We start from the raw sequence: 16,905 nt of genomic DNA, 5'->3' as shown, positions 1-16,905 counted from the left end.
CCTCGCGCCATCAGAGATGTGTATAAGAGACAGGGACGACGAAGAAGGCAAACAGCGGCAGGAGATACGAGAAGCTGATCCGGAACTGCGCCGGGGACAGGAGTTTGATGGCGAACACCCAGATGCGGAAGTCGGTCTGGAACAGGAACGCCACGACGGCTTCCAGCAGATACAACACACCGACGGTAGCGACACCGGCCAGAACCGAGATGCCGAGCGTTCGTGCACCATCGCCCGTGTCAAGGCCGTAGTTCGCCAGCGACACCGACGGGTCGTCAGCGTTGCTCGTGTAGTGCCACACCGCGAACAGCACCGCGGTGATGACCGCGTTCCCCAGCGCCCAGACGATCACGCCGTTGTTGATCTGCTGTGGGAACAGCCAGCTGAGGCCGACAATCGCCGGTGCAACGTCTTGCAACGGGAAGTACGTCACAATCGGTATCGCCGCGGCGAGCAGCGACGCCCCGTAGCGTTTCACGCCGGTCATCCCCTTCCCGTCGGGGTACTCCCGTCGGAGCCTGTCGGTCGGTGCCCGGTCGATGAGCAGACCGCCGACCGGGAACAGCGACAGCACACCGCCGATGAGGGCGACAAAGGTCCCAAGCGATTTCCAGTACCAGACCTGGTTGCTCGGGTCCATCTCGTCTTCGCCTTCGAGCGTTAGCTGGAGCCACTCGATGGACGCGCCGATGGCTGCGGTCGAGAAGTGGTCGCCGGGGTGAGTGGTTGCCGGGGTGTACAGTTGCCGTGCGGTCCCGTCCTCGACACTGCCGTAGGTACGCCCCTCCTCGACGGCGCTGTCCGTGCCGAACACCGTCTGGAGTTTGTCGCTCTGCTCAACGTCGGACGCACTCGCTGTCCCCCACATCACCGGGGAGAACTCGTCGTACTCGCTGAACACGACGGCGAGGTTCCGTGGGAACGAATCGGTGCCTTCGGGGGCGCGGTTCGACCCAGTCGATGACCCCTCGATGACCATCGATTCGTACCCGTCCGGGTGGGCCGCGGCCGCCGTGACGACGGTCCAGCCGCCCATCGAGTGCCCTTCGAGGCCGATGTTTTCGTTGTCGACGTAGTCCAGCGACCGGAGGTATTCGAGGCTGTCAGGGCCGCCGTAGCCGTTGTTGAACGCCGGCGCGTCCGAGTAACCGTGACCCGTCTGGTCGATGGCGAGGACCACGAAACCTCGCCTTGCGTACTCGATAGCGAACGGCGACTGCGTCTCCTTCGAGTTGATGTAGCCGTGAACGGCTAACACCCCCGGCTGTGGGGAAGCGCTGCTCGCCTCCTCAGGGATGTACAGCGTCCCGCTCATCATCGTCCCGTTGGTCCCGGAGAACTTCACGTCGCGAACCTCGACGGAACCGGCATCTGTTTGTACTGTCCATGCGAGCCCGCTCCCGCTGAATATCAGGAGTAGCGACACTGCAGCTACGAACCACAGTCGTCTATCATCGTTCATGATAATACCACGGACGCAGGTGAGACACTCAGTGAATTAAACTTACTGTAAACTCCAAGCCAACGGTAAAGAATTGGGAGCGGCGCTGAAAACGGTATTCTAACCCGTTGAAATGGGGGATAGATTCCACACGCGTACTGGACAGTGCTCCGATTTCCACTTCATTACCAATTATTCGTCGTTATCAATAAACCGGTTTATCGGGCATCTACGGTCACAAATAGCCACTTCTGTTTCAATTACTCGCCCCATGGAGGAGGTTACGCGCCGCCGAGTTCGTTGGTCCAGAGGTGTTCGATGTCAGCTTCGAGATCAGCCGTATCGAGCGCTTCGACGCCCGACAGGTACTCGCGGGCGTCTGTGAGGTGCTGCTGGACGGCGGCCACGTCGTCGACCGACTTCGCGGCACAGAGCGACACCCGCGCCCGGTTGATTTCCAGCCGCTCCCCGAGCGCCTGCGTCACCGGGATGTCGTGCTCGTCGCCGAGCTGTGCCATGCGGTCTAGCACGCCTGTCGGGACTTCCAGCTGGGCCGCGAGCTCCCGGGACGGCAGATCGACCGTGATATCGGTCGTCTCACACTCGCACTCACCCCACGGTGCGATAACGTACTCCTGCCCCTCTGTGGACATATGACACGGAACAGTCCGGACACTCATATTTACTCACAGGCTAACAGGAAGAATGAAGCGGATACCGGTCGGTTCGGTGGCGTTAGTCGTCGGCTTCGGCGGCCGCTGGCCGGGGAATCGTCACGTCCGTGAGCCCCGCCTCGATTTCCTCGCGTCGGCCCTCGAACTTCCCGGGCAGCACCAGCCGGCCACCGAGGTCGTCAAGCGGTTCGTCGCTGTCGTACCCGGGGCCGCTCGTGGCGAGTTCGAACAGCACGCCGCCGAACTCCCGGAAGTAGACCGAGCGGAACCAGTGGCGGTCGATCTGTGACGTGGGGCGCAGTCCCGCACCGCGAACGGCCTCGCGCATCGACTGCTGGTCCTCGTCGGTTGGCGTCTGGAAGGCGACGTGGTGGACCGTGCCGTGGCCCTGCCGGCCGCCCTCGATAGTCGGCAACACGTCGACGTACTTCCCGACAGACCCCGTCGCGGCGTAGCGGGTCCGCTCGTCGCCGGGCGTATCACCCTGTACCTGCTCGGTGCCGACTTCCTCGAAGCCCATCTTCTGGAGCAGGTCCTCCGTCGGTTCGGGGTCAGCGAGCCAGAGCGTCACCGAGTGGAAGCCACGGATGGCGGCGTCTTCGGAAACGAACTCCGTCCACGGCTCGGTCGGGTCGTCGTCGGGAATCTCGACTTCGACCAGTTCGACCGGGAGCCCGTCCGGGTCACGGAACGGGAGGACAGTCTCGCCGAACCGCTCGACACGGTCGTCGTAGTCGACGCCGTACTCGTCGAAGCGGTCCTCCCAGTAGTCGAGGCTCCCCTCGGGCACGCGGAACGCGGTGCGTGAGACCTGTCCGGAGCCGACCTTCCCCTGTGCGTGGTCCTCCCACGGGAAGAACGTCATGCTCGTCCCGGGGTTCCCCGCGGCGTCGGCGAAGAAGAAGTGGTACGTACTGGGGTCGTCCTGGTTGATCGAGCGCTTGACGAGCCTGAGCCCGAGCGTTTCGACCCAGAAGTCCATGTTCTGCTGGGGATCGCTCGCGATGCATGTGACGTGGTGGATGCCCGGAGTAGGGGTGGCTTCGGTCATTGGGAGCAATACGTGCCGGAACTACTTGAGTGACTGCTGACGCGAGTGTTACCGGGGTACAGTCGGTGGCAACCGTTGGCACTGGCGAGTCATGCGACGGACAGCAGTTATATATGACACTGGTGGGACATTCGCGTATGGCAGACGCGGACCGGACAGCGATTCTCGGCGGGACCTTCACACCGATTCACAACGGCCACCGGGCGCTCCTACACAAGGCGTTCCAGACCGCAAGCCACGACGGAAGTGGCGACGGCCACGTCATCGTCGGTCTGACGAGTTCCGAACTGGCGACAGAGACGCGTAGCGACCCGGCACACGCGGAGCAGTTGGGTGCGTACGACGACCGCCATGCCGCGCTCGATGCCGAGTTGGGCCAGTTAGGCGAGTCATACACCGCCACCTACGAGATTCTCCAATTAGAGGACACGCAGGGACCAGCCGCGACGCGGGCGGACGTGGATGCGCTCGTCGCCTCGCCGGAGGCGAAGGCACAGCGCCGCGCCTACGAACTCAATCAGCAGCGGCGGGACGCGGGGCTCCACCCGCTGGAAATCCACACGCCGCCGTTCGTCGTCGCCGAAGACGGCACGCGGATCAGCAGCACCCGGATTCGGAACGGTGAAATCGATGTACACGGCCGCTTGCTCGACGCGTCAGAGTGAGAGACGGGTGAAGTGCCACAGTATCTCTGTGCGTCAGACTGTCACTCCACGGTATCCGGACTGCCTGTGTCCAACAGTTCGGCGGCCCCGTCGACAGTCAGTGGCACGTCCTCCGTTCGGCCCTCGAACAGTCTGACGACCTGTGGCGGGCGCAGGTCACAGTCCCGCAGCAGGCCAGTATCGGTCAGGATGCGGCGGGTGGGCCCCTTCGCGGCAATCGTGCCGGTATCGTCGAGCAACAGGACCCGGTCCGCGACGTGTGGGACGAGTTCGGTGTCCGGCGTCGAGACGACGAGCGTGACGCCGTCGGCCGCGAGTTCGTCGAGCAGGTCGAGGACCGTTTCCCGGTTCGCGGCGTCGACGTTGCTCACCGGTTCATCAAGCAACAGTACGTCCGGTTCGACGGTGAGCGCGCTGGCGAGAGCAGCCCGGCGCTGTTCACCGCCGCTGAGCCGGAACGGCGGTTTCGACAGGAGGCCGTCGAGGTCGAGCCGGTCCGCGACTCGCTCGACGCGGCGGTCGACTTCCGCGCGGTCGCAGTCGAGCTGGGCCGGCCCGTAGGCGAGGTCCTCGCGGACGGTCGGGTTGAACAGGTAGTCCGCCGGGTTCTGCGTGAGGACGCTCAGGCGACTGCGAACTGTGTCGGCGTCGGCCGTCTCGCCGAAGTACCGGACCCGCCCGCCATCGGGGTCGACCAGGCCGCCCAGCAGTTCCAGCACCGTCGACTTGCCGGCCCCGTTCGGGCCGAGCAGCGCTACGCGGTCGCCGCGCTCGATGGACACGTCGACGCCGTCGACGGCCAGCGTCCCATCGGGGTAGGCGTATCGAAGGGCAGTCGCCTCGATGGCAGTCACGCGACCACCACCACGACAGCGAGTGCGACGACCAGTCCGAAGGCGAGGTCGGCCCGCCCGAGCGGTTCCCGGGGCCGTGTCGGGGTCGAGCCGGTGCCGCCGCGGGCGCGAGCGGCCCGCTGGACCCGCTCGCCGCGTTCCAGACTGCGGACGAGAAACGAGCCCACGAAGTTCCCCGAGTCGCGCCAGTTCCGGCGGAGATTCGGCTCGGCGACGGTGCGGCTCCGGCGAGCCCGGACCATGCGTTCGAGTTCAGCGAAGAAGAGGAAGAGATAGCGGTAGGTGATTCCGAGCAGCGAGACGGCAATCGACGGGACCCGGAGCCGGCGAAACGCCGCCAGCAGATCGGCGAAGCGGGTCGTCAACAGTAACACGGACAGGAAGCCGACACACGCGGTTACGCGAACGGCGAACGTGAGTACGTAGTCGACGCCGGCGGCCGAGAGCGGGAGCGACCCCAGCGAGGGGCCGCCCATCAAGAACGCCTGGGGGGCGACAACGACGAACGCGAACGCCGGCGGGCCGGTCAGCCGCCCCAGGAACGTACGGATAGGTATCCGAGAAATGGCCGCAAGCACCGAAGCGAGGAGCGCGAGCGCGCTGACGACTGCCAGCGTCCGCTGTGTCACGGTAAGGGCGACGAGCGCGACGATGCCGACGAGCTTGACCGTCGGCGTGACGGCCTGCAGAAACCCGTCCCGGTCCGGCAGGTCCTCTGCGAGCAGAAACCACTGGGCGCTGGCCGCGATGGCTGCGACGGTCCGGTCGAGCAGGTCTCTGCCGGCCATGTGCTACTGTCGCTGGTCGGTATCCGCCCCGAGCAGGCGACCGATGCCGGCACCGAGGAGGAGCGTCAGCGCCGTCCCGACGACGGCCGACACGAACGTCCCGGTCGCGCCGCCGAGGCCGGGGACGCCGTAGTCCGGGAACAGCGCGGTACCGACGGCGGTGGCGTGTTCCGTCGCATCGGTCGCCTCGGCGGCGTTTTCGAGCGGTTCGGCGTAGCCGACCTGCCCGGCCGCCCACCCGAACGCCGGTGCGAGCAGCGTCAGGACCAGCAACGCGGCGAGGGCACGGGGTAGCCAGTCGGGGCGATTCCAGGCCATCACGCACTCACCTCCGGGGCGGCGTTCGGTCGCAGGTCGGGGCGAGCGCGGGCCAGATAACGGTAAACCGAGGCGGTGATGGCCCCCTCGATCAGGCCCAACACGAGATGCCCGACGCCCATTATCGACAGCGTCGTCAGCAACTGGTACTGGAACGCAGAGGAGAGGCCGAGCTGGAGCGCGGCGGTCAGCGCGCCGGCCGTAATTCCCAGCCACCCCGCGACGAAGGCCGCGCGGAACTCGCCGTATGGAACGAGCAGGCGATAGATGGCGTAGCCGACGTACACCTCGACGACAGCCATGTTGAACACGTTCGCGCCAAGCACCACGAGCCCGCCGTCACCGAAGACGAGCGCCTGAATCGTGACGACAGTCGCGACACAGAGCGCGCCCAGATGCGGACCGAGGAGAATCGCCGCGAACGCGCCCCCGACGAAGTGGGCGCTGGTGCCCCCGGGAATTGGCCAGTCAAGCATCTGTGCGGCGAAGATACTCGCTGCGACGACACCGAGCAGCGGCGCGCGCGCATCGGAAATCTCACCGTTGACACGCTTGGCAGCGACGCTCAGAACGACGACCGCAAGCGCACCGAACAGCAACGCAAGCGGTAGATCGATATACCCGTCGGGAATGTGCATGCTACCCGGGTCTGGCCCCGGCGCGGTAATAATACTTTTTCATCGGGCAGTATTACTGCCGACGAGTGAGTATTACCGAAGCCCGGATATCCATATGCGAGCCCCTCTCTATCGACACACATGAGTGAGGACCTCGACCGGATCAGCCTGACACTCCCCTCGTCGATGGTCGACCGACTCGACGGTATCGTCGACGACTGGGAGTACGCGAGCCGGTCGGAAGCCATTCGTGACTCGCTACGTGACTTCTTTGCGACCTACGAGTGGGAGTCCGGTGACGAAAAACACCACCACGGAACCATCGTCATCGTCCACGACCACCACGTCTCGGGCATCGCAGACGAGCTTCAGACGGTCCAACACGAGATGGCCGACATCATCACGTCCGTCCAGCATATTCACCTCTCCCACGACACCTGCATGGAGACGCTGGTCGTCGAGGGCGCGGGCGGCAATATCACGGAGCTAGCCAACCGTCTCCGGGCGATTGGCGGTGTCCAGCAGGTCAAGGTCGTCGTCGTGGACGAGTGAGTTGTGGGCGTGTGAGTCGCCTTCCCCTCGAAAATATGAGACTCCGACCGCATTGCAGACCGTTTTGCCAGTGGTGGACATGGGCCCTGCCGGGGAATATCCAGAAAGTACTGGACCGTCAGCCAGCCGTATGTAGTACTATTGCAGTCTTAGACGGGTGTTTAGAGTGGTACTGTGTGACCGGAAGACCAGTTATCCAGCATCGTCTGCGATATCAGGGTGGGTTCGACTGCGTGTTAGCAAGAGAAGGGGAGTCGCATTCTAACGCCGTTCGCTAGCATTTCAACACGGCTCGAGTGACGATTTCGACCTGCCCCTCCCGTCGCTAACTCCGATACTCGTGAAGATTGCAACCGGATAGCTCGTTCAGGTACTCGAATTCTTCCTCGTTTCACCACTGCAGGAACGCTTCGGGCCGGTACTTGTGGCTCGTGAGCATCGCCTCGGTGTACTCGTTTTGCAAGCTGTTCGATACATCTCGATCCCGCGCTCGGGGAGAGTGCTTCGAAATCGTCGCTCACTCGTCGTCACCTCCGTCGAGGGCGCGGGTGGTCAGCGGATGCGTAAACTCACTGGTCGAAAACCTTGAAGAAAGTATCCGAAATCAGAGGTTACTACCGATTGACCGCCAAAGATGAATACTATTCATCCGGATTTCTCAACTCTGAAGAGTTGAAAACAGATAATCTTGAATGGAACAGATCGAGTTGAGAAGTGTTGTCAAACATATATTTCTGTCTCCTGAGCAGGATTAAACATTTTGAAATACGATAATGGATGCCATAATTATAAGTGTCCGGTGTCAAATATCGACACGTCCATGGGGATCCTGACAAGCGGCAACCAAGACGAAGTGAAAAATGCACTCAGAAATTCCAGTCAAGCATTGGAACATGAAGAGATTGCCGCTAAGACATCCCTGAGTGTTGAAGAGACTCGGAAGGCAGTTAGTGAGCTAGTGGACCGAGGGGAAGTCACATCAACGATGGATTGGAAGTACAAGCTGACCGAATAAATAGCCAAGTATTTTATTATTGGTCCAACTCCCAGATAGATACATCTATGGACAGAAACATCTCAAAATTTGGACGAGCTATTCTTGGGCGGCTGCATCCAGCTTTATCTGGCGCTAAGGAACCAAGACGAAATGATCGACGCCACAGAGGGGAATCCGATCAACGAACAGCCTTCCAAAGGGACAGAGATAGACTCCTATATACGGATGCTTTCAATAGACTTTCTGGAGTCACACAAGTTGCCAGGACGGGAGAGTCCTATATTTATCACGATCGTCTATCTCACTCATTGAAAGTTGGTCAGGTTGGACGTAGACTAACGGAACACTTACGCGAAGTCACACCAGATGAGGTATTCGAGAATCACACGGGCCCTATACCATCTGTTGTTGAAGCTGCTGCACTGGCACACGACTTAGGACATCCGCCCTTCGGGCACACGGCGGAACAGCAGTTAGATGATTGTGTCACTTCTGAAGGGGTACCCGAAGGATTTGAAGCAAATGCACAATCTTTCCGAATTGTGACGAAGCTGGCGACACATAGATCTGGGTATGATGGGTTAGATTTGACCAGAGCTACGCTCAACGGCATTCTCAAGTATCCTTGGGCAAGGGATGATAATGGAAAGAAATCAGGCAAATGGGGGTACTATCGAACAGAACAGACAGATTTTGATTTTGCCCGAGAGTTAGCGCAGGGTCAGCAGCAAAGTATTGAGGCACAAATAATGGACTGGGCTGATGACGTTGCATATGCAGTACACGATCTCGATGACTTCTATAGAGCAGGCCTACTCCCATTTGATCAAATTCTTGAAGACAGTGAACAGCGATCAGATTTTCTTGACCATTTAGAAACAAACACCGACATTGGCACAGATAGTTGGGACCCAGAGGAGTTCATTGAGTCGATGTCTAATTTTGCGGTTGATGTGCTAAAAAAGCCCTATACAGGAGACCCTACACAAGGAGGGGAGATGAATACATTCACCTCACATCTAATTAGGAGATATTTAGGGTACCCAAGCAGAGATATAACTCCAATTGAGTTAAGGAAGTCTAATCATGGTTTGGATATTCATGTCAACTCAGTACTCAGATGTGAAGTAGACACTCTAATTGAGCTCACCCGATACTATATTATAAATAACTCAGCTTTAATGGCACAACAACATGGCCAGCGAAAGGTAATCAGAAAGCTGTTCCAGATACTAATGAAGGAGGCTGTTCCAGAGGCAAAGAACCGAGGAATAATCCCGTCACCATACCGAGACCGTATTAGTGAATTAGATAAGACAGGTACAAAGAATGAACGAACGCGAATCGTGGTTGATCTTCTCACAAGCATGACTGAGCAGCAAACCATAGAACTGTATGAAAGGTTAGAGGGGACCTCTCCGGGGTCACTTCAAGATCGTATTATCCGGTGACCTATTGCGACGACAAAATTTCGACAGCAGTGTCCAGTTCAACAACTATTCCGTAAGGGTGTCATAGAACAGTTCACAAGGTGATTTATTTCAAGACTTCCAATGGAGAACTACCTTCTCAGTACGTCTGCTTATCGTGCAATCGGGAGTTGCTATTCCAAGTGCACAACTTGCTGTCTGGCATAGACTGGGATTTCACACGTACGTTTCCTATCCTCCAGTTCGTAGGTTACCTGAATGGTTCTCGGGGTGACTGCTACGAGTTCATCGAACTCCACACTCGGTCGGGAAGTGATGTTCCCGTTCCGGTCAAGTTCAATCGAGATATTGACATACACTTCTCCATCTCCAACACTCCCGCCAACTGATTCTCCGAGTTCTTCTTCTACATATTCGATAGCAGGGTCTCTTGCTACGGATGCACACCTCATTACCGCCCAGTCTTCGAAGTCACGAGTAGAATAACTCACTTCTGAGTCACCGCTACGGCTCCCGACGAATCGAACTGTATCGTTCTTCGGGAAATACTCGACGCTCGAATCAGTTTCGGTGGTCTGAACTGAAATATTGACCTCGTTTTCGCCACGAATAGGGCCTCTTGATTCAGGTCTATCGTCTGAAGGCGAATCCTCTGTTGGTTCCGAGGTCCGTTCATTTGGATTAGATTCAGTAGACGAACGAACACAGCCCGAAAATCCGATAGCAGTTGCCATTCCAAGGAGGGCTTGGCGGCGGCGCATACTGTGAGTAAGTCGTTAACTTGGCAAATATTTTCTCCCAACAAAGAGATGAAGCTTATCGGGCGGGTCAACTGACGAAAGAGAAGACGACTCGACAGTACATCCCCTGTACTGACCAACTCGAAGATGCGAAGACCGGGTATGAGAACTGTTGTATGACACCCTCATTCCGTAGGTCCCTGAGACTGCCAGTGTCTCGGCGATTTCCCGCTTCTGCCGAACAGTTCAGAATCGTCTCCTACAATTCGCGTCGTGCGTCATCAAAGTCGGTCTGTCGAACGAGTTCTTCGGTACGGCTGATCTGGTAAGGGCTTCAAGCTGGGGGACATATAGCTCATGATTGGTTGGTAGTCAATTATCTCAAAGTAGTATGCGATTCGATATTGACAAACACTCATTCAAGAGGTACTTTGTCAGGTTCTACGGAAGTTTTGAGATACATATGCTGAAATCAAGCGACATGTGTTTACTCAGATATCGAAGATTCATAGAAGTCTGAGTACTGGGATGTTACATCCTTCACTCGCTGCTTTTTGCGTTCTTTTCCCATCGCTGGCCGAGTAGATTGTGTATCCTTCTTGAACCGCATCCGTATCTCTGTAACTTCATCAAACAATTTCTGACTCAATATTTGGTACTCCTTTACCGTCGACTCAATCTCTCCGACAGAGTACTCTCCAATGTATATTTGATTTCGGAGAATCTTCCCTACAGCATCTGCCGTCCAATTATTACCTTGCTTAGTCGACCACTGTTCATTATTGAGGATCTCAGCAACCGAGGGCATCGATCGTTGCTCAGTATACTCTGAAAAGATGTGACGTACTAGTGCTGCTTCTTTCGGATGTACAGATAGCTTCCCATTGTCTGTCTTGACGTACCCCAGTGGGGCCGTTTTGTTGGGCCATTTGTGTTCAAGCGCACGAGCAGCGTGTCCCATTTGTGTGCGCTGTTTGATCATGTCACGTTCAAACTCTGCAGCGTTCGCGATATTGCGGAAATTAAATCTGCCCGCTGGAGTGGTCGTGTCAATCTGTTCGGTTGCACTGTAAAGCGCGACGTCCCACTCTCGAAATTGTTTTTCTAGATTGACGGCATGCATGATGCTTCGAGAAAACCGATCTAACTTCCAGAACACCAAGACATCAAACAGTCCTGCTTCTGCTTTCGACAGCATCTGCTGGAACATCGGGCGGTCAGTATCTTTTCCGCTTACTGCTTCATCTTTATATACGAAAACTACGGACCAATCCATCATCTGACAGCGCTGTGCACACTGCCTAACCTGCTCGTCTATTGAATAGCCGAATTTTTGGCTTGTTGAGGAAGTTCGGGCATAGATCGCTGCTCGCCTTTCTGACTCCGTATCTCCAGAGGTTTCTCCATCTGGTTTGGATACTCGTGGATCCAGATTCATGTACCTATTATCCTTGTTTGTTCGACTCCGACGGGTGTTCTTTCCGGCACTCCTTCACTCGTATACGGACTGTCTCAGTTGTTACACCGCTTACCTTGGCGATGTCACGCTGAGTAATATCCCCGTCAGCAGCAACATACAATGCGGCCCCCGCAACTGCCGCAGGATGCTTCCCACCAATATTTTCATTAGAGAGGTCATCAAGTATCGTCTGAGCAATCGTTATAGTTGAGTCATCCACTCCCAGCGGTTCAGTTAGCTTACTCAGATAGGCTCTCGGAGGACAATGTGTGTACAGGTACAAATCGTTCTTGACCCTACTGAGTGCTTGCCTGATGTCTCTTACATCGGTGTCGGTGACACTTGCAATTCGACCGATAGCGTAAGGTTTCTGGAATTCTCGAGAAGCGATTATGACTGCAGCGATTACAATAGCTTCTGTCGACCGTCCGTCCGTAGTTTGTTCAATCGCAGCTTGTCCGTAGATTTCAGCTGTCCGAATGCAAATCTGGTCAGACATGTTAAGTTGTGCAGATAACTCTTCAATGTATTCGAGAGCCGTAGCAACCTGCTGTTCAGTGCTGTTTTTGACTGTGTGATAATCCGACCAAATAGATTGTTCAGTTTGACTCGGTGCCTGGCTCTCAGGGCGCTGTTCCATTGAGTCTACTCCGCCGACAGCACCACATGATTTACACAGAGAACCTAAGTCAAGTGGGCCACTTTCCAGTTCGTTCGATCCACAGTTGAGACAGGTCTCTGCTTCGGAGTTTGGCGAAGTTTGGGGAGTAGTACTGGTATTGTCAGCCATATCCTTATGAGAGGGAAGAAGAGATTTACTCAATCGGTGATTGACAAGTGGAAAATTTTAGATTTTGTTTTGTATGGTGTCGATAGCTGCGGAGTCTATCGATAGAAGCAGTAGTACAAGACAAAAATTAGTACCACGAGAGACAGTCTGGCGCTTTGAGTCATAGATTACGATACTGGCGTCAGCCAATGTTGGTAAATGTGTTTGCGAAAGTGCATTGTACACATTCCTATACGGTTCACCTGTCGCACGCTCCGAGGGGATACCGCATTCTCGACTGGTTATATCGCGCGCCAACTCCCGGGTCGAGACTGTAGTATCGTCAGCCTCCGCCAAGATCTGAATCGCCAATCGGCGACGTCGAGCCCGAAGCGCGTGATACAGCACCGATATTGGTTTGTCACGATTGGAGTTTGGCATGGATAGTCTGGAGTTCACTAAACGAGTCGGTCATTGGTGTGATCAGTTGCTTGTGGATTGATCACACATTATGAGTTTCAACACTTAACCACAAAAAATTGTGTCTATAAGTTACTTCATATGGTCTGTAGACAGATATTGTACGGCTCTTAGGTTCATTGAAGCGCCATCAGATGTTAATGCGGCCCCGCGTTGAATGGATGACACAAGCTGATGAACGGATCATGGAGTTCCTACTAGAGAAAGATATCATCGCTTCACCATCTGTTATTGCAGCAAATATCGATTATACTGGAGAATATATTTCTCGTCGGTGCCGCACATTAGCAAATGCAGGTCTATTACAACGAGTAGATGCTACGAATTACAGGCTAACAGGCCTTGGAAAGGGGTATATCAAGGGAGACGTTGATTCAAGTGAGATCAGCAAAGGATCGTAAAGATATATAAACCACTGTTTCATCAATCGGGACTACCTCTCGATCTGATTTAAATACCATTCTAATAATAGACAGAGTGTGGCTAAGTGGCTCCGTTAAATCTCACAGTCGTTGATAGTTTTTAAGACTATGACGAGTACAGCGCGCATAGTCAGAAGGACGTAACAAGGACGAGCATCCAGATACTCCCCGTGTCAACTCGGCCAGGAGAAGGGTATTCCCGATACGGTAAGTGACTTGCATGCAGTATCTACTTTCGAAAGAGCGACTATCAAAAGTCTACTTGCTGTACATTTCTTCTAGTGCCGACTCTTCGCGTGCCAGTATCCTGATTCCCTCATGGATGCCTTCGGTGAGGACTGTCCATCCCATGTCCGTGAGTTCGTAGTACGAGTATGTTTCTTCCGTTCCAGTGGTCGGGTCTCGTCTGTTTTTGATTAGTCCCACCTCTTTCAGTGTCCGAAGTGGATAGTGGAGTGTATTATTTTCCTCACCAAGTACCATTGACAGTTCGCTGGTGCTGAGTTCGTTGTTTTCGGCAAGCGCCTCCATGATCCGGTATTGCTTCGGTTTTGAGGCCACCTCGTACATCTTGAGGTAGTCCTCAGGGGTGAGGATACTGTCTTCTGGCAGATCGGTGCCTATGTCAAACTTGTCACTCATGATTTGGATAATCTTCAGCCTCTATCAATCTGCTATCGAGATCGGAGAGGTATTCGTATGTGTCACGCTATGATAAGATTGAAATGAGACCATATTAAATATTTTTACCTTGGTTTTTGTCACAATTCGTATGATTTTCCGATCAATCCAGTCTACTTTTGATTCAAAGACTTAGGTACGGGATTTTCGTGGGCTCTCTGTATGTTGTACTCATCTCCTGTCAAAATCAGGGACTTCAACAGAACTAATCAAGTTTATGACCGTCGCTGCGTAGGTTTAGGACTTACAACAAGTCAATATCTACCTCACGAAACAGCATTTGGTTGGAGACACTACAATCAATGGGCGATTGATTAGGTCAAACTGGAGAAAAAGTCGAATCGAAGGCTCATTCGCCATCGCCTTGTCTCAATTAGCCAGTAGAGGTCTAAATAAGCAGGGCTGTTGGTGAGCCTGGCTTGCACAATGACAGTCAACCTCGATCCACTTGATCCACCCACGGCGAAGCAGATGTACTTGGACGAACGTCGCCAAGAAGTAGCAGATGCGACACTCCAGTCGCATGAATACCGCTTGAAACAATTTGTTCAGTGGTGTATTGACGATGGTATTGATAACATGAATGAAATTTCGGGCAGGGACATCCATCGGTTCCGAGTCAAACGTCGCAACAAAGACGAGCTAGCAACCGCGTCGATGAAGTCCCAACTCGCAACCCTCCGACTGTTTCTTCGGTTCTGCGCGAGTATTGATGCGGTCGAACCTGGCCTTGACGAAAAAATACTTCTGCCGACAACGACAGGAAAAAATGCTCGCGATGAACTTCTGACACATGACCGAGCACAAAAAGTGCTCACGCATCTCGAGAAATTTCAATACGCAACACTGGAACACACCTTACTTGCAGTTATATGGCACACTGGACTTCGAGTCGGAGCGGCTGTCGGCCTCGATATCAAGGATTACGACGCTGACGGACAGCACCTCAGACTTGTGCATCGCCCCGACGAGGGTACTTCACTAAAGAATCAGACTGAGAGTGAGCGTTTCGTAGCATTAAGTGACGCTATTTGTGATGTACTAGATGACTGGCTTTCCGCCAAGCACCCTCATAAATTAGATGAATTCGACCGGAGGCCGCTATTTGCTACTAATCGTGGTCGTCTCAGCCGCAACCGAGCACGGTCAATCGCTTATCAGTTCACCCGACCATGTGTGTACGAAAACAAGTGTCCACACGACCGGAAAATAGAGACATGTGAGTCGAGGCCAACTGAGTATGCATACGGCTGTCCATCGTCACTGAGCCCACATCCGATTCGGCGTGGGTCAATTACGTATCATTTGCAGTCCGACACTCCAGAGCGGGTCGTCAGTGATCGGATGGACGTTGGTATAGATGTGCTTGACCGACACTACGACCAGCGAACAAAGCAAGAAAAAGTTGAACAACGGCGCCGATATCTACCGGATGAGTAGAAAATATACTATATGTGTCAATCGACTTCCCAGGCATTTCTAACAGATTCTGCTCTATCTTCACGTCGCTGACGCTTGGTCCGCGGGTCGTAATGCTTCCTGATAATCTTCGTTGATACGTCAAAGCGCTCACTGGCTAAGTCAGGTCGGAGCCCTCCGCTGAGATGGTGAACGATTGCACCCCGTCGAATAGCGTGTGGGTAGTAAGAGTGAGAACAGACGTCTGAATCAGGACAGCAGGATCCATCACATACTTGATCCTCAGCTTCTATCGAAACCCATCGACAACTCGTTGCCTTGTACACCCAGCGCCGTAGAGTTGACCGTGATGCACGCCCATGCTGTGTTGTAAATAGTGGCTCGCGTCCGTGCTCATCGGTGATGTCTGGACGGGTGGTCTCAATGTAGAGCTGGATTGCCTCAACGACACGATCACTCAATTCGACGTTTCGTTCCCCATCGCCCGACGTTCTATCTGCTCCGTCTCCGTTTTTTAATCGTGTTCCTGTTTCCGGTCTGTGTCGGAACCTGAGTTCTCTATTTTCAGGGTCGAAGTCTTCGACATCGCTGGAATGAACTCCCCCTATGCGAGGACCGGCGTTCCAGAGCAGTTCGATGAGAGCGTGAATTTCAGTTCCCCGCCTCTTATTTCGAAGATGCTGAAGGATTTGACTAGCTCGCATTGACGGGATAGCCTCGTCACGAGCCGCCGGCGATAGGCCAATCTCTTCCTTGTCAAGTATTCGATAGACTGATTCGTCACAGAGATTTCGGTTACTTAGCCACTGTAGCCACGACCGAACATTCTTTGTATAGGTGTGGATAGTAGCATCCGCGTCGTAACTCCCCTGTAGTTCGTCAACATATGAGTCAACAAGCTCCGTAGAGATTTCAGACGGCTGTAAAGTTCCTTGCTCTTCGGCAAACTTAATGAAGTGCGGAATAGTTCGCTTGTACTGAGAGCGCGTAGATGGACTTCTATCTTGTCGACGAGTCAAGAATCGGTCGTAGAGGTCCGTTAGTTTCGGTTGACCCGTGTTGCCCAGAGCAGGACTGTTCTGTTCGATGTTGGTACTATCCGCAGTCAGGATCTGGCGAATAGTATCTGGGTTGTTGATGTCCGAAAGTGCTTTAGCCAGGGTATCTGTCATGATATTCACTCGGGAGCGTTTGATAGGGCGTACCACCAGATGTCGCTTGGACGGACTGGTGATGTAGTCAATGTATCCGATTCTGTAGAACTCTGAACGGCAGAGCTGATTTTTCGACTTTCTTGTTTTATTCCTCGACGTAGTGTTGAGTGAGAAGCTCGACCATGGTGTGTGGTGAATAGGGGTTCCGTATTCTCTTGATCAGCCGCAGTTCGATTCAATCGGATGTACTCTTTCAGAGTGCGATAGGTTCGCTTGGGAAGATCGACTTCACGGCTTTCCACAAGGTTTGTTGAACCGACGAGGTAAGTCTCTGATATCCCGATTTGAACCGTTCCTCTGTCCAAGTCTATATTTTCGAGATCCAATTTCTGGA

Annotated in this window: 19 protein-coding genes and 1 pseudogene; 7 read left to right on the top strand and 13 right to left on the bottom strand. The window is 54.7% G+C overall.

Annotated features, from left to right (window positions below):
- Window positions 1-10: 10 nt before the first annotated feature.
- The 3 genes from C442_RS03070 to C442_RS03060 all read right to left on the bottom strand — a co-directional run bounded on the left by C442_RS03070 (window position 11) and on the right by C442_RS03060 (window position 3,166).
- Window positions 11-1,462, bottom strand: a complete 1,452-nt coding sequence (locus tag C442_RS03070) for an alpha/beta hydrolase family protein (protein WP_239642252.1) — start codon at window positions 1,460-1,462, stop codon at window positions 11-13.
- Window positions 1,463-1,722: 260 nt separating this feature from the next.
- Window positions 1,723-2,094, bottom strand: coding sequence for a hypothetical protein (locus tag C442_RS03065; RefSeq protein WP_008307722.1), 372 nt, complete (start codon window positions 2,092-2,094; stop codon window positions 1,723-1,725).
- 82 nt (window positions 2,095-2,176) lie between these two features.
- Window positions 2,177-3,166: a ring-cleaving dioxygenase gene (locus tag C442_RS03060; protein ID WP_049942792.1), complete on the bottom strand. Its 990-nt coding sequence runs from the start codon at window positions 3,164-3,166 to the stop codon at window positions 2,177-2,179.
- Between the two features lie 137 nt (window positions 3,167-3,303).
- Between C442_RS03060 and C442_RS03055 the strand changes: the two genes are divergently transcribed.
- A complete protein-coding gene (locus tag C442_RS03055; protein ID WP_008307720.1) occupies window positions 3,304-3,831 on the top strand; it encodes a phosphopantetheine adenylyltransferase in 528 nt (175 codons plus the stop codon).
- A 41-nt stretch (window positions 3,832-3,872) separates the two neighbouring features.
- Here C442_RS03055 and C442_RS03050 read toward each other — a convergent pair whose 3' ends face one another.
- Genes C442_RS03050 through C442_RS03035 form a run of 4 tightly spaced genes read right to left on the bottom strand, consistent with a single transcriptional unit; the run spans window position 3,873 to window position 6,429 of the window.
- Window positions 3,873-4,685 carry an energy-coupling factor ABC transporter ATP-binding protein gene (locus C442_RS03050; RefSeq protein ID WP_008307719.1) on the bottom strand — a complete coding sequence of 271 codons (813 nt, stop codon included), beginning with the start codon at window positions 4,683-4,685 and terminating at the stop codon, window positions 3,873-3,875.
- Window positions 4,682-5,473, bottom strand: a complete 792-nt coding sequence (cbiQ, locus tag C442_RS03045) for a cobalt ECF transporter T component CbiQ (protein WP_008307718.1) — start codon at window positions 5,471-5,473, stop codon at window positions 4,682-4,684. The genes C442_RS03050 and cbiQ overlap by 4 nt, the downstream gene beginning before the upstream one ends.
- Before the next feature lie 3 nt (window positions 5,474-5,476).
- Complete coding sequence (locus C442_RS03040; RefSeq protein WP_008307713.1) at window positions 5,477-5,791, bottom strand: PDGLE domain-containing protein; 315 nt, start codon at window positions 5,789-5,791, stop codon at window positions 5,477-5,479.
- A complete protein-coding gene (locus tag C442_RS03035) occupies window positions 5,791-6,429 on the bottom strand; it encodes an energy-coupling factor ABC transporter permease (protein ID WP_005537288.1) in 639 nt (212 codons plus the stop codon). Before C442_RS03035 ends, C442_RS03040 begins: the two co-directional genes overlap by 1 nt.
- Before the next feature lie 120 nt (window positions 6,430-6,549).
- On the opposite strand from C442_RS03035, the gene nikR reads away from it, so the two are divergent.
- The 3 genes from nikR to C442_RS20775 all read left to right on the top strand — a co-directional run bounded on the left by nikR (window position 6,550) and on the right by C442_RS20775 (window position 9,408).
- A complete protein-coding gene (gene nikR / locus C442_RS03030) occupies window positions 6,550-6,960 on the top strand; it encodes a nickel-responsive transcriptional regulator NikR (RefSeq protein WP_008307710.1) in 411 nt (136 codons plus the stop codon).
- An 820-nt stretch (window positions 6,961-7,780) separates the two neighbouring features.
- Window positions 7,781-7,975, top strand: a complete 195-nt coding sequence (locus C442_RS23050; RefSeq protein WP_008307708.1) for a hypothetical protein — start codon at window positions 7,781-7,783, stop codon at window positions 7,973-7,975.
- A gap of 47 nt (window positions 7,976-8,022) precedes the next feature.
- Entirely contained in the window at window positions 8,023-9,408 is a 1,386-nt protein-coding gene (locus C442_RS20775; protein WP_008307705.1) for a deoxyguanosinetriphosphate triphosphohydrolase family protein, read from the top strand.
- 152 nt (window positions 9,409-9,560) lie between these two features.
- On the opposite strand, the gene C442_RS21425 is transcribed toward C442_RS20775, so the two are convergent.
- The 4 genes from C442_RS21425 to C442_RS23210 form a co-directional block, all read right to left on the bottom strand.
- A complete protein-coding gene (locus tag C442_RS21425; protein ID WP_152418428.1) occupies window positions 9,561-10,148 on the bottom strand; it encodes a hypothetical protein in 588 nt (195 codons plus the stop codon).
- A gap of 466 nt (window positions 10,149-10,614) precedes the next feature.
- Window positions 10,615-11,565 (bottom strand): recombinase family protein, encoded by a 951-nt coding sequence (locus tag C442_RS03010; protein WP_049942789.1) that lies wholly within the window; start codon window positions 11,563-11,565, stop codon window positions 10,615-10,617.
- A gap of 7 nt (window positions 11,566-11,572) precedes the next feature.
- Complete coding sequence (locus tag C442_RS20770) at window positions 11,573-12,226, bottom strand: winged helix-turn-helix transcriptional regulator (RefSeq protein WP_008307702.1); 654 nt, start codon at window positions 12,224-12,226, stop codon at window positions 11,573-11,575.
- A gap of 207 nt (window positions 12,227-12,433) precedes the next feature.
- Complete coding sequence (locus C442_RS23210; RefSeq protein WP_080504274.1) at window positions 12,434-12,796, bottom strand: DUF7344 domain-containing protein; 363 nt, start codon at window positions 12,794-12,796, stop codon at window positions 12,434-12,436.
- Between the two features lie 200 nt (window positions 12,797-12,996).
- Between C442_RS23210 and C442_RS20760 the strand changes: the two genes are divergently transcribed.
- Window positions 12,997-13,236, top strand: coding sequence for a MarR family transcriptional regulator (locus C442_RS20760; protein ID WP_338035238.1), 240 nt, complete (start codon window positions 12,997-12,999; stop codon window positions 13,234-13,236).
- Window positions 13,237-13,515: 279 nt separating this feature from the next.
- Here C442_RS20760 and C442_RS03000 read toward each other — a convergent pair whose 3' ends face one another.
- Complete coding sequence (locus C442_RS03000; protein WP_008307701.1) at window positions 13,516-13,899, bottom strand: winged helix-turn-helix domain-containing protein; 384 nt, start codon at window positions 13,897-13,899, stop codon at window positions 13,516-13,518.
- A 465-nt stretch (window positions 13,900-14,364) separates the two neighbouring features.
- Between C442_RS03000 and C442_RS20755 the strand changes: the two genes are divergently transcribed.
- Window positions 14,365-15,378: a tyrosine-type recombinase/integrase gene (locus tag C442_RS20755; protein WP_008307700.1), complete on the top strand. Its 1,014-nt coding sequence runs from the start codon at window positions 14,365-14,367 to the stop codon at window positions 15,376-15,378.
- A 518-nt stretch (window positions 15,379-15,896) separates the two neighbouring features.
- Window positions 15,897-16,064 (top strand): hypothetical protein, encoded by a 168-nt coding sequence (locus C442_RS23045; RefSeq protein ID WP_394324894.1) that lies wholly within the window; start codon window positions 15,897-15,899, stop codon window positions 16,062-16,064.
- A 72-nt stretch (window positions 16,065-16,136) separates the two neighbouring features.
- On the opposite strand, the pseudogene C442_RS23040 reads toward C442_RS23045, so the two are convergent.
- Window positions 16,137-16,529 (bottom strand): annotated as a pseudogene (locus tag C442_RS23040) (site-specific integrase); the annotation flags it as partial.
- Between the last annotated feature and the right edge of the window lie 376 nt (window positions 16,530-16,905).

Source organism: Haloarcula amylolytica JCM 13557 (assembly GCF_000336615.1).
GTDB lineage: Archaea > Halobacteriota > Halobacteria > Halobacteriales > Haloarculaceae > Haloarcula > Haloarcula amylolytica.
Note: the sequence above shows the minus strand (reverse complement) of the source record. Positions and strands in the feature narration are given on the sequence as shown.